The following is a 20746-nucleotide window of genomic DNA, read 5'->3' as shown; positions in this document are numbered from 1 at the left end:
CTCCAACTTTGAACAAATCTCTTGAAGTGAAGGCAGCAGCCCATGATCCCGCGTTATTCCCGGCCCGAAATGGTCGCCATCTGGTCTCCCGAAACCAAGTTCCGCATCTGGTTCGAGATCGAGGCGCATGCTTGCGACGCGCTGGCCGAACTGGGCGTCATCCCGAAATCCGCGGCTAAGACAATCTGGGAAAAAGGTGGCGCCGCCACCTTCGACGTTGCCCGCATCGACGAGATCGAGGCCGTTACCAAGCATGACGTCATCGCCTTCCTCACCCATCTTGCCGAAATCGTCGGCCCGGATGCGCGTTTCGTCCACCAGGGTATGACCTCGTCCGACGTGCTCGATACCTGCTTCAACGTCCAGCTGGTCCGCGCCACCGACATCCTCATCGCCGATCTCGATCGCCTGCTCGAAGCGCTGAAAACCCGCGCCTTCGAACACAAGGACACCGTCACCATCGGCCGTTCGCACGGCATTCATGCCGAGCCCACCACCTTCGGCGTCAAGCTGGCGCTCGCCTATGCCGAATTCGAGCGCTGCCGCCAGCGCCTCGTCGCCGCCCGCGAAGAAGTCGCGACCTGCGCCATCTCGGGCGCCGTCGGCACCTTCGCCAATATCGATCCGCGCGTCGAGGAACATGTCGCCGAGGCGCTCGGCCTCAAGGCCGAGCCGGTCTCGACGCAGGTCATCCCGCGTGACCGCCACGCCATGTATTTCGCCACCCTCGGCGTCGTCGCCTCGTCGATCGAGCGGCTGGCGACCGAGATCCGTCACCTGCAGCGCACCGAAGTGCTGGAAGCCGAGGAATATTTCTCGCCCGGCCAGAAGGGCTCTTCGGCCATGCCGCACAAGCGCAATCCGGTGCTGACCGAAAACCTGACCGGCCTTGCCCGCATGGTCCGCTCCTATGCCATGCCGGCGATGGAAAACGTCGCCCTCTGGCACGAGCGCGATATCTCCCACTCCTCGGTCGAACGCATGATCGGTCCGGATGCGACCGTGACGCTCGATTTCGCCCTCTCGCGTCTCGCCGGCGTCATCGAAAAGCTGCTGGTCTATCCGGAAAATATGGAAAAGAACCTCAACAAGTTCCGGGGCCTCGTCCACTCCCAGCGCGTCCTCCTGGCGCTGACCCAGGCCGGCACCTCCCGCGAGGACGCCTACCGCCTGGTACAGCGCAACGCCATGAAGGTCTGGGAACAGGGCAAGGATTTTCTGGAAGAACTGCTTGCTGATGCCGAGGTCCGTGCCGCCCTTTCCGAAGAGGATATTCGGGAGAAGTTCGACCTTGGCTATCATACCAAGCATGTGGATACGATCTTCCGTCGCGTCTTCGGCAACGCCTGAGCGATCTGCAATCAACGATATGGCGGCGCCCTTGCGGGCGCCGCTTTATTTCTGCCTTTGTCTTCCTGCGATGGCAGATCGGATGATGGTTTAGCTTTTCTCAAGCGGCCGTTGTTTCTGCTTGTTTCCTTTGGCGGCAACAGGGCGCTTGCGCGCCGCGGCCTTTTTCAAAGGTGCCGCTTTCGCCGCCTCCTCTGTCCTGCAAACCTCCGTCTCACCCCTGCCCTTGGCGGCCTTGGCGACCAACTCGTCGAGGCGCTTCAGCTCCTCCTCGTCGAGGTTCTCGATACCGATGAAACGGTTCTCGGCGTGGCTCGTCAGGATGATTTCGTTGAGTTTGGCCTGGATCGCCCGCGTGTCGCGCGTCTGGGCGTTCTGCAATACGAAGACCATCAGGAAGGTGATGATCGTCGTGCCGGTATTGATCACCAGCTGCCAGGTTTCCGAATAATCGAAGAACGGGCCAAGGCAGGCCCAGATGATAACGGCGATGAGCGCCAGGATGAAGATAACGGGCTTGCCCGCCCATTCCGATGTCTTGGTTGCGAAGCGGGCAAACAGATGCTTTATCGCCACCTCTGAAATCCTCCCTCGACGTCTCCAGAGCATGGTCTCGACGACATCATGCTCTGGCAAAAAACTCCGAGGCAGGTTTGAGGTTCCCCAGGTATTCCAGAATTCCCTGGGGGCGAGGCTTGGTTACGCGGCGGCTTCCCGCGCAATCAGCTTGCGATAGAGATGCCAGGTCGCATGGCCGAGGATCGGGATAACCAGCGCAAGCCCGGCAAAGACCGGGATCGTGCCGATCACGAGCAGTGCGGCGACGATCAGGCCCCAGAGCAGCACCGGCACCGGATTGAGAACCATCGCGCGGATCGACGCCGTGACGGCGGCCACCGCCCCGACATCGCGGTCGAGCAGCAGCGGAAAAGTGATGACGGTCATCGCCAGCACGACGAGCGCGAAGACGAAGCCGATGAGATTGCCCCAGATGATCAGCTGCATGCCCTGGGACGTGCCGAAGACCTGGCGGAAGAAATCCGCCATGCTGCGCGGGAACACTTCACCGAGCAGATTGCTGTAGAGCGTCTGCGCCGTCACCAGCCAGACGACAAAGAAAGCGCAGAGCATCAGCCCGACCGCCACGATCGACGGCAGAGCCGGCGAATGGCGCACCTCGAGCGCGTGCGTCCAGGACGTGTCAAGACCGGCCTCGCGCCGGCGGCTGATTTCGTAGAGGCCGATCGCCGCGATCGGGCCGATCAGCGCGAAACCCGCCATCAGAGGGAAGACCATCGGCAAAAGGTTGGCGCCCGAGGTCCACAGCGTCAGGAAGACGCCGGCGATCGGGTACATCAGGCATAGGAACACATAGTGGGACGGTTTCTCCATGAAATCATCGTACCCGCGCTTCAGCGCGTCGAAGACGTCGGCGATACTGATGCGATTGACGACGGGGCGCACAAAGTTTTCACTTGAACCCGTCATGACATGAAATGCCGCCATGGCTTTCTCCTCCTCAGCCGAGACCTGATCGGCGGCGGACAGCATCGGCGGGCAAGCCGACACGAAATCCGCAACCGGCACTCGAGCAATATAACAAGTTTCAGCCGCCCTGTCGCTCTCTCCCTTGGCATCCCCTCTTGACATCTCGGCCAAGCTTTCTCACATCGGCGGCACTATGAAAGCCTCAGACGCAGATATCCTCATCATCCCCGGCTACACCAACTCGGGCCCGAGCCACTGGCAGAGCCGCTGGGAGGCAAAGCTCAGCACGGCGCGCCGTGTCGAACAGGTCGAATGGACGAAGCCGGTCCGCGAGGACTGGATCGCCCGCATCGCCGAGGAGGTGAACGCCTCGACCCGCCCGGTCATTCTCGTCGCCCATTCGCTGGGCGTGCCCTCGGTGATCCACGCCATCCCGCATTTCCGCAACCGGGTGGCGGGCGCGTTCCTCGTTGCTCCGCCCGATGTCGCCAATCCCGACATCCGCCCGAAGCATCTGATGACCTTCGGCCCCTATCCGCGCGATCCGCTGCCCTTCCCGTCGATCACGGTCGCCAGCCGCAACGACCCGTTCGGCAGTTACGACCATGCCGACGATATCGCCAGCAGCTGGGGCTCCTTCCTCGTCGATGCCGGCGAGTCCGGTCACATCAATGCCGATTCCGGTCACGGTCCCTGGCCCGAAGGCACCATGGTCTTTGCCCAGTTCCTCAGCCGGCTCTCCGCTGAGTGAGGAAAACCCGCCTTCTCGCTTGTTGAGCAAGTGCTTTCTAAGTCTTTCTTAATGGAATGACAGCAGACTGCACCGAGGTGAAATAAGCGAGAATGCCCGTGAAGAAAGCCCTTCCAGAGGCTGATGATCCGCATGGCGAAGCCGCAGCGGCTGAGGCAGGCTTAGGCAATGGGGCGGCCGACGATTCCGACCTGGCGGAGCGGGAAAGCCGCTGGAACCACGCGCTCGTCGGCTCGGGCCTTGGCGTATGGGATCACAACTACCGTCTCGACCGGAAATATTACTCGCAGACGTGGAAAACCATGCGCGGCATGGCGCCCGACGAGGAAGCCGCCGGCGATTACGACGCCTGGCTGCAGCTCGTTCATCCCGACGATCGCGATTTCGTCATCCATGCCATCGACCGGCAGAACGCCGGCGATCCCAACTACCAGATCTTCGAATATCGCGAGCGCCACAGGGACGGCCACTGGATCTGGATCGAGTGCCGCGGTGCCTGCGTGGAATGGGACGAGAGCGGCGTGCCGACGCGCATCGTCGGCACGGATACCGATATCACCGCCCGCAAGCAGGCCGAGGAGACGCTGGCGCGTTTGTCGCGCCGGCTCGATCTGGCGCTGGAGGTTTCCCGCATCGGCGTCTTCGAAGCCGATATCGAACATGATACCGTCGAATGGGACGAGCGCCTCATTGCCATTTACGGTCTGCAGGGCGCCCCGCGTCAGATCGGCGGCGACGCCTGGGCGAAAAGCCTGCATCCCGACGACCGGGAACGCGTGCTTGGCTTGTCCGACCGCAGCGTCGAAAGCGGAAGTGATTTCCAGCAGGAATACCGCATCATCCGCGGCGACGGCGCCGAACGCGTCATCCGCGCCCGCTCGGCCTTCTTCATCGACGGCAATGGCAACCGCAAACTGATCGGCGCCAACTGGGATGTTACCGAAGAGGCCGCGCTCCGCAACGAGCTGCAGCGCGCCAAGGATCTGGCGGAAGCGCGCAACCGCGAGCTCGAAGCCGCCAAGGAGAGCATCGAGCATCTGGCGCTGCACGATTACCTTACAGGCCTGCCGAACCGCCGCTACCTCGACAAGATGCTGGGCGAGCGCTCGGCCGAATGCCGGGCCAAGGACCTTGCACTGGCGATCCTGCATATCGATCTCGACCGCTTCAAGCAGATCAACGACACGCTCGGCCACCGGGCCGGCGACGCCATGCTGCAGCATGCCGCAAACGTGCTGAGGAATTCCGTCCGAACCGCCGATTTCGTCGCCCGCATCGGCGGCGACGAGTTTGTCATCCTCTGCGCCGTCGATCCAGCATCGAAGAAGATCGCCGGCCTTGCCGAACGTGTCATCCGCGAATTGCGCAAACCCGTCAGATATGAAGGGCACGACTGCCGTTTCGGCGCCAGCATCGGCATCACCGTCGACAGCGGGCCGACGCTCGACGCCAAGCAGATGCTGCTCGACGCCGATATCGCGCTCTATCGGGCCAAGGGCCTGGGCCGCAACCGTTTCGAATTCTTCTCGGCGTCTGACCGCCGCGACACCATCTCCGCCAAGCACCTCGCCGACGAGATACTGATCGGCCTCGAACGCAATGAATTCGTGCCCTTCTATCAGCTGCAGTTCGATGCCCGCACGCTCGATGTCACCGGCGTCGAAACACTAGCGCGCTGGCAGCACCCGGTGCACGGGCTGCTGACGCCCGACCGCTTCCTCGATATCGCCGAGGATCTCGACGTCGTCTCGACCATCGACGCGCTGATCCTGGAACGCGCGCTGGCCGATCGCAGCGCCTGGATCAAGGACGGGTTGTCGATTCCGAAGATATCGGTCAACGTCTCCGCAAGGCGGCTCGCCGATCCCGATCTCGGCAAAAAGCTCCGCGCTCTGAAGATCGAGCCCGGCACCATCTCCTTCGAACTGCTGGAATCGATCTCGCTCGACGATTGCGACGAGGGGGTAGCCGCCAACCTGAAAAAGCTGCGCAAGCTCGGCATCGACATCCAGATCGACGATTTCGGCACCGGCCATGCCTCGATCGTCAGCCTGTTGCGCCTAAGCCCCAAGACGCTGAAGATCGACCGCGAACTGATCCGCATGCTGCCGCAATCGGCCGAGCAGCGCAAACTCGTCGGCTCGATCATCGATATCGGCCGCTCGCTTGATATCCTGGTCATCGCCGAGGGCGTCGAGACGGCGGATCACATCCGCATCCTCGAGGAACTCGACTGCGACACGCTGCAGGGCTACGCGCTCGCCCGGCCGATGCCGGCCATGCAGATCCCCTCCTTCATCCGCGCCGGAAGCTGGCGCCACGGGCAAATCGCCGCTCGCGCCTTGCAGACTGAGCTTCGCCGCGCGCTGCGCAGCAGAGCCGCCAAATAAACACCTGCATAAGCGGCCCGCCATTTCGCCTTCATTCCACCGTAGAGGAAAAGGCGCTAGACTCGTCTTGCGAATTCATTCGATTCTCTTGGCGGTATTCCGTAAAATCGGAAACCGGGGCCAGGAAATTCGGAAACCATGGAAGGAGCGACAGGCGGATTGTGAAACCCTCTCTTTTCCTTTAAGGGGACGCCACGAGATCGATCCACTCGCGCTATCCCAAGAGCGCCAACAACAGAGAATGACCACGATGAACCGTCGCCGCCGTATCTACGAGGGCAAGGCAAAGATTCTGTATGAAGGCCCGGAACCGGGCACTTTGATCCAGTTCTTCAAAGACGATGCCACTGCCTTCAACAAGAAGAAACACGAAGTCATCGATGGCAAAGGCGTCCTCAACAACCGCATTTCCGAATATATCTTCAGCCATCTGAACAAGATCGGCATCCCCACCCATTTCATCCGCCGGCTCAACATGCGCGAGCAGCTGATCAAGGAAGTGGAGATGATCCCGCTGGAGATCGTCGTGCGCAACGTCGCCGCCGGTTCTCTCGCCAAGCGCCTCGGCATCGACGAAGGCGTCGTGCTGCCGCGCTCGATCATCGAATTCTATTACAAGTCCGACGCGCTCGACGATCCGATGGTCTCCGAAGAGCACATCACTGCCTTCGGCTGGGCCAATCCTGCCGAGCTCGACGACATCATGGCGCTTGCCATCCGGGTCAACGACTTCATGACCGGCCTGTTCCTCGGCGTCGGCATCCAGCTCGTCGACTTCAAGATCGAATGCGGCCGCCTCTTCGAAGGCGATCTGATGCGCATCATTCTCGCCGACGAGATCTCGCCGGACAGCTGCCGGCTCTGGGATATCGAGACCCACGAGAAGATGGACAAGGATCGTTTCCGCCGCGACCTCGGCGGATTGCTCGAAGCCTATTCCGAAGTTGCGCGCCGTCTCGGCATCATCAATGAAAACGAGCCTGTGCGCGGCACCGGCCCGGTTCTCGTCAAGTAAGGCAGGAAAGACAAAGTGATCAAGGCTCGTGTCACCGTCACGCTGAAAAACGGCGTTCTCGATCCGCAGGGCAAGGCTATCGAGGGTGCGCTTGGCGCCCTCGGCTTCTCGGGCGTCGGCCATGTAAGACAGGGCAAGGTCTTCGACCTGGAACTGGAAGGCGCCGACAAGGGCAAGGCCGAGGCCGACCTCAAGGCAATGTGCGAAAAGCTGCTCGCCAATACGGTGATCGAGAACTACGCAATCGCGATCGACTGACGATCACAGACCCGTCTTCCGGCGGACCTTGAGGATTTGGCGTCATGATGAAAGCAAAGCTGGAGACGGAAGTCTCGAAATATATGAGCTATGTTTTGCGTCATGCGCCTGATGCCGCGGGTTTGACGCTTGATGGCGAGGGTTGGGTGTCGTTCGATGCGCTCGAAAAAGCGTTGGCGTCGAAATTCGACGTTTCCCGCGCCGATATTATCGAGATTGTCGAAAACAATCCGAAGAAGCGCTTCGCCCTCGCCGATAATAGAATTCGCGCAAACCAGGGTCATAGCGTCGACGTCGATCTCGCATTGAACCCGGTTGAACCGCCTGCCGCTCTATTTCACGGCACGTCTCTGACGAACTGGCAGTCGATCGAGCGCGAAGGCTTGAAGAAGATGCAGCGACACCACGTTCATCTCTCAGCAGATGTCGACACGGCTAAAATCGTCGCAAGGCGCCGCAAGGGTGAATACATCATCCTGCGTGTCGACGCGGCCCGCATGTTTTCAGAGGGTCATTCTTTCTTTGTCTCCGACAATGGAGTATGGCTCGCCGAAAGCGTTCCAGTTCAATATCTTTCGCCAGACGCAGGGACCCCATGAAATCAGCTGTCGTTCAACTTCCGGGCCTCAACCGCGACCGCGACATGATCGCAGCCTTGGCCAAAATCTCCGGCCAGCAGCCGGTGACGATCTGGCAGACGGAAACCGAGATCCCCGATGTCGACCTGATCGTCATCCCCGGCGGCTTTTCTTATGGCGATTACCTGCGCTGCGGCGCGATCGCTGCCCGCATGCCGGTCATGCAGGCAATCATCGACAAGGCTGCGAAGGGCGTGAAGGTGCTCGGCGTCTGCAACGGCTTCCAGATCCTCGTCGAGGCCGGCCTGCTGCCCGGCGCGCTGATGCGCAATTCCTCGCTGAAATTCGTCTGCCGCGAAATCAAGCTCGAAGTCGTCAATGCCGAGACGGATTTCACCCGCGCTTATGCGCAGGGCCAAGTCATCCGCTGCCCGGTCGCCCATCATGACGGCAATTATTTCGCCGACGAAGCGACGCTGGCTGCGATCGAAGGCAATGGCCAGGTGGTATTCCGTTATGCCGAGGGCACCAATCCGAACGGCTCGATCAACGATATCGCCGCAGTGATGAACGAAAAGGGCAACGTGCTCGGCATGATGCCGCATCCAGAGAACCTGATCGAAGCCGCCCATGGCGGTTCGGACGGCCGCGGCCTCTTTGCTTCGGCGCTCGACGTCATCGCCGCCTGAGACCTGCACGTTGCCCCGCGCGTAGCGGTTTTGGGCAACTGCATGCACCCGAAAATCCTTCCGTCCGGATCTGGAGCAAGATTGATGCGCCCTCGCCTCGCAAACGCCGCCCTGTTGACCGCTCTCGCAGCCATGGTCGCAGCCTGCCAGACGCCGGCACCGACGACAGGCCCGAACCGTGGCGCGCTGCCGACGATGGAACGCGTGGCGCTCGGCGCCAATGCCTGCTGGTTCAAGTCGGGCGATCCGGCTTTTGCCGCCTATAAGCTCGCACCGGAACTCAATTCCTTTTCCGGCCGGCCGCGCATCCTGGTCGTCCACAAGGGCAGCCCGGAAAGCCGGCCGCTGCTCGTCGTGCAGGCTGAGGGAAGCCCCTCGCGTCTCCAGGCCTTCGGGCCGATGATGCAGGAGCCGGTCGCCGGCCGCATCGCCGCCGACGTCAATCGCTGGTCGGCAGGCAACAAGGCCTGCAGCTGATCGCCCCGTTCAGTTCCGAAAGCATGATCCGTTCGGAAAGCATCTTCAGTCCCAGAAGAACGACTTGCTGACTTCGCGCGCCGCATCGGACTGCGACACGCCGATATCCTTGAGCTCGTTCGCCGTCAGGTTTCTCAGCGCACGCCGGCCTTCCCGCTTCTGATGCCAGAGAAGAGTGGCCGCCCAGATCCGGCCGAGCCGCGTCGTCGCCTCAGCGGGCACGTCGGGGAGAATGATCTGTCTCCTGTCCTCATAGGAGACAATCGGTACAATCGGCATTTTGATCTCGGGTAAGGCAGACATTCCAGGAATCCTCACGGCTTGTCGTTGGAATTGACTCATACGCTTGACCGATACAATGTGCCAATATATACAATTGTCACCATGACAAATTGGCTTCCCGATATTTCCCGCGGTTCCGGGCCGGTCTATCTCCGGCTCGCCGACAGCATTGAATCCGCAATATCAAGCGGCGCCCTGCCCGCCGGCAGCAAGCTGCCGCCGCAGCGCAATCTTGCCTATGATATCGGCGTGACAATCGGCACGATCGGCCGCGCCTATGCGCTGGTGCATGAGCGGGGCCTGGTCGCCGGCGAAGTGGGGCGCGGCACCTATGTACTGAACCGCTCCGAAACGCCGCCCGGCGAGCAGATCGATCCGCTGACCGTCTCGCTCGGCGGCACCCGCGTCCAGGATGCACCTGCCAACAAGATCCGTTTTGACACGACGGCCGCGCCCGATCTCGGTCAGGGCAAGGTCATAGCGGGCATCCTCGCCGAGATCGGCGAACAGCATCTGTCCGAAATTTCCTCCTATTCCCGGAGTTTCCCGCGCAACTGGTTCGAGGCCGGCCGCCTCTGGCTTGCCCGCAGCGGCTGGACGCCAGAGGTCGAGAATGTCGTGCCGACGCTCGGCGCCCATGCGGCGGCGATATCAGTGATCTCGGCCGTCTCGGCGCCGGGCGACAAGATCGTCTTCGAGGACCTCACCTACACGCAGGTCAGCCGCAGTGCTCGCCTGCTCGGCAGGCGCACGCTGACGGTCGATTCCGATGAACTCGGCGTGATTCCCGAGGATTTCGAGCGGCTCTGTCAGCAGCAGCATCCGAAGATCGCCTTCCTGATGCCGACCGTCCACAATCCGACGCTGGCGATCATGCCCTATGAGCGGCGGATGGCAATCGCTGCGATCGCTCGGAAGCACGGCGTCTGGCTGATCGAGGACGATCTCTACGGCGGCATGGCCGATGACGACACGCCACTGCTCGCCTCGATTGCGCCCGATCGCACCTTTCTTGTCAACGGCCTGTCGAAATCGGTCGCCGCCGGTGTGCGCGGCGGCTGGGTCGCCTGCCCGCCGCATTTTGCCCAGCGCATCAAGGTGACGCACAGAATGATCACCGGCGGCCTGCCCTTCATCCTGGCGGAGACCTGCGCACGTCTCGTCGAAAGCGGCACGGCGCACGAAATCCGCAAGGCAAGTGTCGAGGAACTCTCCCGGCGTGTCCGGCTCGTCCGCGAGCAGTTGCAGGGCTTCGATTTCGAATCGCACCCGCATGCGCCGTTCCTCTGGCTGAAACTGCCGGAACCCTGGATGTCCGGCACCTTCAAGAACGCCGCCTATCGCGACGGCGTGCTCGTCGACGACGAGGATGAGTTCAAAGCAGCCCGCGGCGAGAAAACCTATCACCGCGTCCGCATCGGTTTTTCCTCGCCGAAGACAGGGCAGGAACTCATTTCGGGCTTGATGATCCTGCGCCGCCTGCTGGAAAATGGCGGCTCCGCCTATGACGGTGAAATATGACGTGTTGCAAATAGACGCCATAAATCGGAAAAAACGCCGAAGCTTCTTCGAGGTGCTTTAGCGACTCGACCTCCATGTTACCTCTTTGTTGTTCCCGTCTGACGCGAATCAAAGGACAGCAAATGAGGCTCGATTTCGGCAGGATCGCGTTGCGTTTTTTGGGCATGGCATCAGTGACAGCGGTAACCGCCCTCTCGGTTGCGGGCTCGGCAACGGCCGGCGAGCAGATATTCGATGAATTGCGCTTCGGCGTCTCGACCTCGGTACAATCGGGCCATTCCAGGGAAGACGGCGTCTTTCCGGAGATTACCGCTCTCTTCGATCCCTTCGGCTACGACGCGGCGGTCGGCTGGCAACAGCTGCTGCATCCCCGTATCCATCTCAGCACGTCGATCGGCACGTCAGGCGAGGCCACCCAATTCTTCACCGGCTTCACCTGGACGGTCGATTTCAACGAAAAGCTCTTTACCGAAGCCGGATTCGGCGGCGTCATCCATACCGGCGATCTCGAGGGCGACAGTGACGGTCCGGAACTCGGCTGTCGCGTCCTCTTCCACGAATATCTGGGCGCCGGCTACCGTTTCACCCGCAATTGGAACGTGATGGCCCAGATTGCCCACTCCTCGCATGCCAATCTCTGCGACGGCCCGAACGACGGCATGACCCGCGCCGGCCTGCAGATCGGCTATAAGTTCTGAGTGGTTGCCGCCTTTGTGAAGAAAGCCTGCCCGCCCTCTGTTGACGGTGGGCTTTTTTCTGTCGCGCGCGGCCGCTACATAAGCTAAAGACAGCGCAAAACGCGCCAGGGACTTTCCGCTCATGACCATTCCAAACACCATCCCGATCACGCCGGAACTCATTGCAGGCCATGGCCTGAAGCCGGACGAGTACCAGCGTATTCTGGATCTGATCGGCCGCGAACCGACCTTCACCGAGCTCGGCATCTTCTCGGCCATGTGGAACGAGCACTGCTCCTACAAATCCTCGAAGAAATGGCTGCGCACGCTGCCGACCAAGGGGCCGCGCGTCATCCAGGGTCCGGGCGAAAACGCCGGCGTCGTCGACATCGATGACGGCGATTGCGTCGTCTTCAAGATGGAGAGCCACAACCACCCCTCCTATATCGAGCCTTATCAAGGTGCGGCGACCGGCGTCGGCGGCATCCTGCGTGATGTCTTCACCATGGGGGCACGCCCGATCGCCGCGATGAACGCGTTGCGCTTCGGCGAGCCGGATCATCCCAAGACCCGTCATCTCGTCTCCGGCGTCGTCTCCGGCGTCGGCGGCTACGGCAATTCCTTCGGCGTTCCGACGGTTGGCGGTGAAGTTGAGTTCGACGCCCGCTACAACGGCAACATCCTCGTCAACGCCTTTGCCGCCGGCATTGCGAAATCCAACGCCATCTTCCTGTCTGAAGCCAAGGGCGTCGGCTTGCCTGTCGTCTATCTCGGCGCCAAGACCGGCCGCGACGGCGTCGGCGGCGCGACGATGGCCTCGGCCGAATTCGACGAATCGATCGAGGAGAAGCGCCCGACCGTTCAGGTCGGCGACCCCTTCACCGAAAAGTGCCTGCTGGAAGCCTGCCTGGAATTGATGAAGACCGGCGCCGTCATCGCCATCCAGGACATGGGTGCGGCCGGCCTCACCTGCTCGGCCGTCGAAATGGGCGCCAAGGGCGATCTCGGCATCCTGCTCGAGCTCGACAAGGTGCCGGTTCGCGAAGAAAGGATGACGGCCTACGAAATGATGCTGTCGGAAAGCCAGGAGCGCATGCTCATGGTGCTGCAGCCGGAGAAGGAAGAGGAAGCCAAGGCGATCTTCGTCAAGTGGGGCCTCGATTTCGCCATCGTCGGCAAGACAACCGACGACCTGCGCTTCCGCGTCATGCACCAGGGTGAGGAAGTCGCCAACCTGCCGATCAAGGATCTCGGCGACCAGGCGCCGGAATATGATCGCCCCTGGCGCGAATCCGGCAAGCAGGCTCCCCTGCCCGCCAATCTCGTCGCGGCACCTCAGGATTACGGCCAGGCGCTGCTGCAGCTCGTCGGTTCCGCCAACCAGTCGAGCCGCCGCTGGGTGTATGAACAATATGACACGCTCATCCAGGGCAATTCGCTGCAGCTTCCGGGCGGCGATGCCGGCGTCGTGCGCGTCGACGGCCATCCGAGCAAGGCGCTCGCCTTCTCCTCCGACGTCACCCCGCGTTATGTCGAAGCCGATCCCTTCGAAGGCGGCAAGCAGGCGGTCGCCGAATGCTGGCGCAACATCACCGCGACAGGCGCCGAGCCGCTCGCCGCCACCGACAATCTCAATTTCGGCAATCCTGAAAAGCCCGAGATCATGGGCCAGTTCGTCGAGGCAGTGAAGGGCATCGGCGAAGCCTGCCGTGCACTCGATTTCCCGATCGTCTCCGGCAACGTCTCGCTCTACAACGAGACCAACGGCGTCGCCATCCTGCCCACCCCGACGATCGCAGGCGTCGGCCTGTTGCCGGATTGGAGCCAGATGGCCCGCATCGGCACCGCCAACGACGGCGACAAGGTGATCATGATCGGCGTCGACGGCAGCCATCTCGGCCAGTCCGTCTATGTCAGAGACGTGCTTGCCAGCCGCGAAGGTCCGGCGCCGGAGGTGGATCTGTTCGCCGAGCGCCGCAATGGCGATTTCGTCCGCTCCGTCATCCGCAACGGCCAGGCGACCGCCTGCCACGACATTTCTTCCGGCGGTCTTGCCGTGGCGCTCGCCGAAATGGCGATGGCCTCAGGCAAGGGTCTCGTCATCGATCTCGGTGAAGCCAAGGGCGCGCCGCATGCGCTGCTCTTCGGCGAGGATCAGGCGCGCTACGTGCTGACAGTGCCTGCGGACGTCGCAAATTTCGTTTGCGCCAATGCCGAAGGCGCCGGCGTCCCCTTCCGCCGTCTCGGCACGGTCGGAGGAACGGCGCTCATCGTCGGCGATCTCATCTCGCTGCCGATTCAGCAATTGCGCGATGCCCATGAATCGTGGTTCCCTGATTTCATGGAAGGCCGCGGCGAACTGGCTGCGGAATGATGCGCAAGGAGTAACGATCATGGCCATGAAACCCGGCGATATCGAAGACATGATCAAGGCTGGGATTCCCGGTGCCAAGGTGACGATCCGCGATCTGGCGGGCGACGGCGATCATTACGCCGCCGAAGTCGTCGCCGAAGCCTTTCGCGGCAAGAGCCGCGTGCAGCAGCACCAGATGGTCTACGAGGCGCTGAAGGGCAATATGGGCGGCATACTGCACGCGTTGGCGCTGCAGACCTCCGCACCGGAATAGAGCCCGACGCGATCCGGATAAACGGTGCCCGGCCCTCAGCCGGGCATTCTCTTTTCGTCGGGATCGGCAAAGACCGAGGCCGGCATTGGCCCCGATGTCAAAAGCGTGAAATCGAAGGACGCCTGCAGATCAGGCCCCAGCACATATTGCCGGTGGACGCGCAGCTGGTCCTTGCGGATCTTGCGATAGTGCTCGGGCGTCAGCATCTGCTTGACGCGGATCAGGATCATCTTCGCCGGAGGTGCATCCGCATGGCCGGAAACGGCGACGACCGGCACCTTGTAGAAATTGATCGAATCCGTCAGGCACTGCACGTCGAGCCAGGAAATCTCGGGACAGCGCGCGATCAACCCGACGCGGGCGCGCAGCTGCGTCGCCGACGATAGCAGCGCGCATTGCAGGATGGCGCTGCCGAGTGTGGCAAACACCACCCGCTTGCCTTTGAAGATCTCCGGCTCCCGTTCCAGCAATATGCCGATGACATGGGCGGCAACACTCGATCCCATGCTGTGCGAGGAGATCACATATTCGTCCGCCTCTTCGTCAAGCGCCTTGCGCACGGCAGCGGCCCGGTCTTCCAGCCAGTCGTTGAAATCTGTCCGGTCCATGCGGCCGAGCGCCACGGCCATTACCCAATCGGCGAAGAGATGCAGCGTATGGAAACGTTCGGAAAACGGCAGGAAGGCGAAGATGAAGAAACAAAGCGCCAGCGGTCCGCTCCAGAGCATGTGCCACGGCGAAAAGCCGAGACCATAGGGCATGATGGCGATCTGCGCCGTCAGCGCGATCGCGAGCGCGGTCAGCAGGAACGGGAAGAGGAAGAACAGACCGAAGCGCCAGGCGTGGCGAAAATATCCCCGCATCCCGCCTTCGAGCATGATCTCGGCGCAGCTTCGGAAACCTGCCATAATCTGGGTCAGCGTGTTGCCCCCGCGCAGCCTGCTTACCAGCGTATCGTGATCGACCATGTGGATCCGGCTCTTCGTCTGCCAGCCGGGGAAACCGGTCCCTTCCCCATCAGCCGCTTTGCCGGCATCCCGTCCGCCCGTCGTGACCACGAAACTGAGGGGATCACTTCCCGCCTCCGGCGCACCCGTTTCAAGCGAATAGCCCCAAACGGCGGCACTCTGCCTGGCCGAACGCTCGTAGCGTGCCCTATGGGCAACGCCGTCGAGCGGCTCGAAGCCCGTAAAATGCAGGACGATCCGCTTCTCGATCAGTTTCATTCCACTCTTCCGGCCGGCGAATGGCCGGCATGTTGCTGCGATCCGGCTGCTGCGCCGCTGATTAGGGGCAAAAAAGCAGCTATGGTCTCGAAGCCGTCTTGCTAACCGAACTCTTCCGGAATTCAATAGCGTCCATGTCGTTTCCATCACGAACGGAGGGGTTTTGTGGCCGACCTAGTCAAAGAATTGATATCAGGCGTCGTCGACAGCGTGCTGAAGGAGATCCTGAAAAAGACCACCGGCCGCGTCACGACGAAGCGCAGGAGGCGTAAGACACGACCCGCCGCGACGACGAAGGTTGCGCGCAAGACGACCTCGGCCAAGGCTAAGCCCGCCCGCAAACAGGTCAGCAAGCGCCGCACCGCCGCTGGCCGCAGCCGCCAGCGACGCAGCTAAGGCACGATCAAATGTGAGCGGTTTCGGACGAATAGCGGCGCTCTTGAGGGCATAAACCGATGATGCGCATGTTGAAAATCATTCTTGCGGCCGTCGTCGCGATCTGTCTCATCGCGGCTGCCGGCGTCTACGCCCTGTCGGAGATGCGCCTTTCCAGGACCTACGACGTCGCGGTTGCCGATTTCACCGTCAAGACGACGCTGCCTGCCGAGGAAACCGAACGCCGCGCGCGCACGCTGATGTGTGGCGGCTGTCATCACGATGCCGGCAACGTGCTCATCGACGAGCCGGGCGTCGGCCGCATCGTCGCGCCGAACCTGACCCGCTTCGTGCCCATGTACAGCGATGCCGAACTCGTGCGCCTCATCCGCCATGGCGTCAAGAAGGACGGTACCGGCGCCTTCATCATGCCGGCAAGCAACTTCGCCAATATCACCGATGACGATATGGCGGCGATCATTGCGTGGATGCGCAGTTTGAAGCAGCTTCCCGATGCGGTGGCCGGAACGACTCAATGGGGACCGCTCGGGCGAATCGGCCTGGCGCTCCACAAGATCCCCTTCGAGGCTGATCTGGTGCCTGCCGTGGGCACCCCTGCCGCGACGCGTCCGGCCGATATCGGCGAATACGCCTTCAGGACCGCTTGCAGCCACTGTCATAATCTCGATACGGCAAAGCAGTCGGAAGCCTTCCTGGCGCCGGCGCTTAAGCCCCTGGCGCAATCCTATTCGGCTGCCGATTTCAGGACGCTGCTGCGCACCGGCAAGAGTGTCGGCAACCGCGATCTCGGCGTGATGACACAGGTTTCCCAATGGGATTTCAGCCATTTCACCGATGTCGAAATCGAACAGATTCAGACCTATCTCGCCAATCGACCGTAAAGCGACGGCAACAACCCGGCAACGGCCTGCGCGAATTGGTATTTTTTTGGTTCGGGCGGCTGGAATTCCTGCCGTCGCATGCTATCTAAAGGCAACGATTGAAACGGCGGGCCTTTAACCCGCCTGTTGAAAGGATCAGGTCCTATGAGCGGCATTCACGAATTCATCGACAACGAAATCAAGAGCAACGACGTCGTCCTCTTCATGAAGGGCACGCCGCAGTTTCCGCAGTGCGGTTTCTCCGGGCAGGTCGTGCAGATTCTCGATTACATCGGCGTCGACTACAAGGGCGTCAACGTGCTCGCCGATTCGGAAATCCGCCAGGGCATCAAGGAATACTCCAACTGGCCGACAATCCCGCAGCTTTACATAAAGGGCGAATTCGTCGGCGGCTGTGACATCGTCCGGGAAATGTTCCAGGCTGGTGAGCTGCAGCAGCACTTCCAGGAAAACGGCATCACCGTGCGCGGCGCCGCCTGACCGGTCACCGGACGTCCGCCCGGTTTCCAAATCTGTTTCTTGAGTTCGAGGCGCTGCCGCTAGCAGCGCCTTGACCTGTTTATGGGAATTTCATTGTGACAGATTCATCACAAGCCGTGTCCGCGGGCCGCCTGCCCATGGGCAAGCGAGAATTCATCGCGCTTGCTGCCTTCCTGATGGCCGTCAATTCGCTGGCGATCGATATCATGCTGCCGGCCTTGCAGCAGATCGGCGCGAGCCTCGGCGTCGAGAGCGAAAATCATCGTCAGTTCGTCGTCTCCACCTACCTGCTCGGCTTCGGCTGCGCCCAGTTGTTTTACGGTCCGCTCTCCGACCGTTTCGGCCGCCGCACGCCGCTTCTGATCGGCCTCGTCATCTATATCCTGTCCGCCATCAGTATCGTCTTCGTTCCGTCCTTTGCTGGCTTGCTCGCCCTGCGCTTCATCCAGGGCGTCGGCTCCGCCGCAACCCGCGTCATCACCGTCTCCATCGTTCGCGATATCTATGGCGGCCGGCAGATGGCCGAAGTCATGTCGCTGATCATGATGGTTTTCATGATCGTGCCAGTGATTGCGCCCGGCACCGGTCAGATCGTCATGTTCTTCGGTAACTGGCACCTGATCTTCCTGTTCATCGCCGCGATGGCGACTGCTATCGCCGTCTGGGCCTATCTCCGTCTGCCGGAAACCCTGCATCCCGGCAATGTCCGCCCCTTTACCGCCCGCTCGATCTTCGGCGCCTTCAAGCTGGTGCTGACCAATCGCGTGGCGCTCTGCTACACCATCGCCAGCACCTTCATCTTCGGCGCGCTGTTCGGCTTCATCAATTCCGCCCAGCAGGTCTATGTCGGCATCTACGATCTCGGCGTCTATTTTCCCTTCGCCTTCGCCGGCGTGGCGATCTTCATGTCTTTGTCGTCCTTCTTCAATTCCCGCTTCGTCGGCAAGCTCGGCATGCGCCGACTGTCGCACGGATCGCTGCTCGGCTTCATTGCCATCAACACCATCTGGCTGATCGTCCAGATGGCCAGCACCGAGCCGATGCCGTTTGCCCTGTTCATCTCCTTCTTCGGCCTTGCCATGTTCCAGTTTGGCTGGATCGGCTCGAACTTCAATTCGCTCGCCATGGAACCGCTCGGCCACGTCGCCGGCACCGCCTCCTCCGTCCTCGGCTTCATGAGTACGGTCGGCGGCGCCATCATCGGCGCCGGCATCGGCCAGGCCTTCGACGGCACGGCACTGCCGATGGTCGCCGGTTATTTCGCCGTGTCGATCGTCGGCCTGGTCTTCGTGCTGATCGCCGAGAAGGGCCGCCTCTTCCAATCGCAGAACCCAGCCGTCTGAACGGCCGGCCTCATTCGCATCCGGGATTTCACCACATGACGCCGCCGCATAAACCGCACCAGGAAAACCAGGGCTCTCGCCGCATCGGCATGGGCTTTGGCGAATTCGTCGTCACCATCGCCATCATGACCGCCAGCGTCGCCATGGCGATCGACAGCATGCTGCCGGCATTGCCCAATATCGGCCATTCCCTCGGCGTCACCAATACCAACGACGCGCAGCTGATCATCGGCGTGTTCTTCTTAGGCTTCGGCGTCTCACAGATATTCTTCGGCAGCCTTTCGGATACGTTCGGCCGCCGCAACATCCTGCTCGGCGGCCTGGCCTGCTATATTGTCGGAATGTTTGCCGCCGCAGCGACCGGCAGTTTCGAAATGCTGCTCGTCATGCGTTTCGTCCAGGGCATCGGCGGTGCGGCCGTGCGCATCACCACCATGGCCATCGTCCGCGACTGCTTCGGCGGCCGCGAAATGGCGCGCGTCATGTCTTATGTCATGATCGTCTTCATGATCGTGCCGATCGTTGCGCCCTCCGTCGGCCAGCTCATCATCCGCTATGCCAACTGGCACTGGATCTTCATCCTGCTCGGCATCATCGCCGCCATCCTGTTCGTCTGGGCTCTTCTGCGGTTGAAGGAATCGCTGCCGCCGGAAGAGCGGCTGCCGCTGTCGGTTGCCTCTGTCGGGGATGGCTTCAAGACCGTGCTCACGAACCGTATCACCTGCGGCTACATGATCGGCCTCACCATGTTCACCGGCGTCATCAGCGCCTATGTGATCTCGGTGCAGCAGGTCTTCGGTGAAGTCTATGGCCTTGGCGACTGGTTGCCGATCGCCTTTGCGGCCACCGCAGGCGGCATCGCCGTCGCCAATTTCGCCAACGGCTTCTTCGTGCGCAAATTCGGCATGCGCCGCATCTCGCACGCCGCCCTGCTGATTTTCACGGCACTGTCGGCTGTCGGCTTCTTCTATTCGCTGGCCGGCAAGCCGGATTTCGCCATCGCCTACGGCATCTTCACCATCGTGCTGATGATGTTTGCCCTGATCGCCACCAATTTCACCGCCATCAGCCTCGAGCCGATGGGCAATCTCGCGGGCACGGCCACCGCCATCACCGGTTTCGTCTCGACGACCTTCGGCGCCATCCTCGGCGGCCTGGTCGGTCAGATGTTCAACGGCACGGTGCAGCCGCTCTTCGGCGGCTTCGCGCTCTTCGGCGCGGTGACGATCGCAGCCACCCTTTGGGCGGAGAACGGCAAGCTCTTCACCCACCCCGGCGACAGCCTGCAGCTCGATCCGGGTGCGGCCCACTTTTGAAATGCGAGCTGCTGGGTGGTTCGGTCCCGGCGGCATTGCATTTAAATAACAAACTCGGCACGTTCCTAAATCTGGATGCCCTTGGAACAAGGAGCTCAGTTTTGGATGTAGAATATCAACATCTCCCCCCGCCATTGCAGGGTGGGATATTTCAAACCAAAACAAATACCGCCACTGGCGTTGTGGTACTCGGCGGCTCCAGTGGTCGGGTCGATGTGGCCCGTGCCAGGTTGTTTGCCAGCCAAGGGGCAACGGTAATCGCGCTTCGGTGGTTCGGCGGCGAAGGCCAGGTGCCAGGTATTTGCGAGGTGCCGCTGGAAATCTTCTTCGCCGCCACCGATTATTTGATGGAGCTCGGCTGCAGACGTATCGTCTTGGTGGGGACATCGAAAGGCGCCGAAGCCGCGCTGCTCACGGCGGTACATGATCCACGCATCAGCGCCGTCATCGCAATGAGCCCTTCTTCGGTCGTATGGGGAAATATTGGTCCGGGGCTTGACGGCATCAGCTGGCCGGAACGCTCATCCTGGACGTTGCGAGGGACACCGCTTCCCTTTGTATCGTCCGACCCTGAATGGGTGCAGGAATACCGAGACGGGCTCGTTGCCTACCGGGGCCTGTTCGAACGATGTCTTCAAGTGCACGAGTCTGAGATCGAACTAGCAACTATCCCTTTGGAGAAAACAACTGCCGAAATTCTGCTTGTGGCAGGAGGTGATGATGCGCTTTGGCCGTCAGACGAATTTGCCGCAGCAATTGTTCGCCGGCGCGCAGCTTCGGGCCTACTCACCCAGCTTGTGTTGGGAGAAGATGCGGGCCATCGCATTTTGCTGCCGGGTGAAACGACTCCCCGATCATCGCTGCGTGCTCACGGTGGAAGTGAGACAGCCGACGCCAAATTGGGACGACTGGCGTGGGAGTACATTCTCGCTGCCCTATAACGGGATAGCAGTAGTCATTTGATCGATGGTTCAAGCCATCGGATTGGTGCTGCAGTGCGC

22 protein-coding genes are annotated in these 20746 nt (G+C 61.4%); 18 read left to right on the top strand and 4 right to left on the bottom strand.

Annotated features, from left to right (window positions below; translation table 11 throughout):
• Positions 1–42: 42 nt before the first annotated feature.
• Positions 43–1350, top strand: a complete 1308-nt coding sequence (gene purB / locus FHT79_RS11200; protein ID WP_028758352.1) for an adenylosuccinate lyase — start codon at positions 43–45, stop codon at positions 1348–1350.
• A gap of 90 nt (positions 1351–1440) precedes the next feature.
• Here the strand turns inward: purB and FHT79_RS11195 are convergent, their stop codons facing one another.
• Together FHT79_RS11195 and FHT79_RS11190 are read right to left on the bottom strand one after the other, a co-directional pair.
• The gene (locus FHT79_RS11195; protein ID WP_168333061.1) at positions 1441–1920 is read right to left on the bottom strand and encodes a low affinity iron permease family protein; all 480 of its coding nucleotides are present in this window, start codon (positions 1918–1920) and stop codon (positions 1441–1443) included.
• Between the two features lie 129 nt (positions 1921–2049).
• Positions 2050–2856 carry a DUF2189 domain-containing protein gene (locus FHT79_RS11190; RefSeq protein ID WP_028758350.1) on the bottom strand — a complete coding sequence of 269 codons (807 nt, stop codon included), beginning with the start codon at positions 2854–2856 and terminating at the stop codon, positions 2050–2052.
• Positions 2857–3031: 175 nt separating this feature from the next.
• Here FHT79_RS11190 and FHT79_RS11185 point away from each other — a divergent pair, with 175 nt between their 5' ends.
• The 7 genes from FHT79_RS11185 to FHT79_RS11155 all read left to right on the top strand — a co-directional run bounded on the left by FHT79_RS11185 (position 3032) and on the right by FHT79_RS11155 (position 8996).
• Positions 3032–3589: an alpha/beta hydrolase gene (locus FHT79_RS11185; RefSeq protein ID WP_028758349.1), complete on the top strand. Its 558-nt coding sequence runs from the start codon at positions 3032–3034 to the stop codon at positions 3587–3589.
• Between the two features lie 92 nt (positions 3590–3681).
• On the top strand, positions 3682–5979 hold the full coding sequence (locus FHT79_RS11180; RefSeq protein ID WP_028758348.1) for an EAL domain-containing protein: 2298 nt from the start codon (positions 3682–3684) through the stop codon (positions 5977–5979).
• A gap of 250 nt (positions 5980–6229) precedes the next feature.
• Positions 6230–6994 (top strand): phosphoribosylaminoimidazolesuccinocarboxamide synthase, encoded by a 765-nt coding sequence (gene purC, locus FHT79_RS11175; RefSeq protein ID WP_003568927.1) that lies wholly within the window; start codon positions 6230–6232, stop codon positions 6992–6994.
• Positions 6995–7009: 15 nt separating this feature from the next.
• Positions 7010–7252 (top strand): phosphoribosylformylglycinamidine synthase subunit PurS, encoded by a 243-nt coding sequence (purS, locus tag FHT79_RS11170; protein ID WP_012757626.1) that lies wholly within the window; start codon positions 7010–7012, stop codon positions 7250–7252.
• Positions 7253–7296: 44 nt separating this feature from the next.
• The gene (locus tag FHT79_RS11165) at positions 7297–7851 is read left to right on the top strand and encodes an RNA 2'-phosphotransferase (RefSeq protein ID WP_028758347.1); all 555 of its coding nucleotides are present in this window, start codon (positions 7297–7299) and stop codon (positions 7849–7851) included.
• Positions 7848–8519, top strand: a complete 672-nt coding sequence (gene purQ, locus FHT79_RS11160; RefSeq protein WP_028758346.1) for a phosphoribosylformylglycinamidine synthase subunit PurQ — start codon at positions 7848–7850, stop codon at positions 8517–8519. The genes FHT79_RS11165 and purQ overlap by 4 nt, the downstream gene beginning before the upstream one ends.
• A gap of 84 nt (positions 8520–8603) precedes the next feature.
• The gene (locus FHT79_RS11155; RefSeq protein ID WP_028758057.1) at positions 8604–8996 is read left to right on the top strand and encodes a hypothetical protein; all 393 of its coding nucleotides are present in this window, start codon (positions 8604–8606) and stop codon (positions 8994–8996) included.
• A 45-nt stretch (positions 8997–9041) separates the two neighbouring features.
• On the opposite strand, the gene FHT79_RS11150 is transcribed toward FHT79_RS11155, so the two are convergent.
• Positions 9042–9299 (bottom strand): DUF1127 domain-containing protein, encoded by a 258-nt coding sequence (locus FHT79_RS11150; protein ID WP_028758058.1) that lies wholly within the window; start codon positions 9297–9299, stop codon positions 9042–9044.
• Between the two features lie 81 nt (positions 9300–9380).
• On the opposite strand from FHT79_RS11150, the gene FHT79_RS11145 reads away from it, so the two are divergent.
• The 4 genes from FHT79_RS11145 (at position 9381) to FHT79_RS11130 (ending at position 14103) form a co-directional block, all read left to right on the top strand.
• Positions 9381–10799 carry a PLP-dependent aminotransferase family protein gene (locus tag FHT79_RS11145; protein WP_028758059.1) on the top strand — a complete coding sequence of 473 codons (1419 nt, stop codon included), beginning with the start codon at positions 9381–9383 and terminating at the stop codon, positions 10797–10799.
• Positions 10800–10921: 122 nt separating this feature from the next.
• Positions 10922–11497 carry an acyloxyacyl hydrolase gene (locus FHT79_RS11140; protein WP_028758060.1) on the top strand — a complete coding sequence of 192 codons (576 nt, stop codon included), beginning with the start codon at positions 10922–10924 and terminating at the stop codon, positions 11495–11497.
• Positions 11498–11618: 121 nt separating this feature from the next.
• Complete coding sequence (gene purL, locus FHT79_RS11135) at positions 11619–13850, top strand: phosphoribosylformylglycinamidine synthase subunit PurL (protein WP_028758061.1); 2232 nt, start codon at positions 11619–11621, stop codon at positions 13848–13850.
• A 19-nt stretch (positions 13851–13869) separates the two neighbouring features.
• Positions 13870–14103: a BolA family transcriptional regulator gene (locus tag FHT79_RS11130; protein WP_003579540.1), complete on the top strand. Its 234-nt coding sequence runs from the start codon at positions 13870–13872 to the stop codon at positions 14101–14103.
• Positions 14104–14138: 35 nt separating this feature from the next.
• On the opposite strand, the gene FHT79_RS11125 is transcribed toward FHT79_RS11130, so the two are convergent.
• Complete coding sequence (locus FHT79_RS11125) at positions 14139–15329, bottom strand: hypothetical protein (RefSeq protein WP_183903365.1); 1191 nt, start codon at positions 15327–15329, stop codon at positions 14139–14141.
• Positions 15330–15494: 165 nt separating this feature from the next.
• Between FHT79_RS11125 and FHT79_RS11120 the strand changes: the two genes are divergently transcribed.
• The 6 genes from FHT79_RS11120 to FHT79_RS11095 all read left to right on the top strand — a co-directional run bounded on the left by FHT79_RS11120 (position 15495) and on the right by FHT79_RS11095 (position 20686).
• Positions 15495–15725 (top strand): hypothetical protein, encoded by a 231-nt coding sequence (locus tag FHT79_RS11120; protein ID WP_168332990.1) that lies wholly within the window; start codon positions 15495–15497, stop codon positions 15723–15725.
• A 59-nt stretch (positions 15726–15784) separates the two neighbouring features.
• Positions 15785–16606 (top strand): c-type cytochrome, encoded by an 822-nt coding sequence (locus FHT79_RS11115; RefSeq protein ID WP_097594372.1) that lies wholly within the window; start codon positions 15785–15787, stop codon positions 16604–16606.
• Positions 16607–16750: 144 nt separating this feature from the next.
• Positions 16751–17086, top strand: a complete 336-nt coding sequence (gene grxD, locus FHT79_RS11110; RefSeq protein ID WP_097594371.1) for a Grx4 family monothiol glutaredoxin — start codon at positions 16751–16753, stop codon at positions 17084–17086.
• Between the two features lie 137 nt (positions 17087–17223).
• Positions 17224–18429, top strand: coding sequence for a multidrug effflux MFS transporter (locus FHT79_RS11105; RefSeq protein WP_097594370.1), 1206 nt, complete (start codon positions 17224–17226; stop codon positions 18427–18429).
• A gap of 35 nt (positions 18430–18464) precedes the next feature.
• Positions 18465–19745 (top strand): multidrug effflux MFS transporter, encoded by a 1281-nt coding sequence (locus FHT79_RS11100; protein ID WP_168332988.1) that lies wholly within the window; start codon positions 18465–18467, stop codon positions 19743–19745.
• A 101-nt stretch (positions 19746–19846) separates the two neighbouring features.
• The gene (locus FHT79_RS11095; protein ID WP_183903364.1) at positions 19847–20686 is read left to right on the top strand and encodes an acyl-CoA thioester hydrolase/BAAT C-terminal domain-containing protein; all 840 of its coding nucleotides are present in this window, start codon (positions 19847–19849) and stop codon (positions 20684–20686) included.
• The last annotated feature ends 60 nt before the right edge of the window (positions 20687–20746 follow it).

The organism is Rhizobium sp. BK212 (assembly GCF_014197475.1).
GTDB classification, from domain to species: Bacteria; Pseudomonadota; Alphaproteobacteria; order Rhizobiales; family Rhizobiaceae; genus Rhizobium; species Rhizobium anhuiense.
The sequence above is the reverse complement of the archived record's forward strand: the minus strand, read 5'-3'. Positions and strand labels throughout refer to the sequence as shown.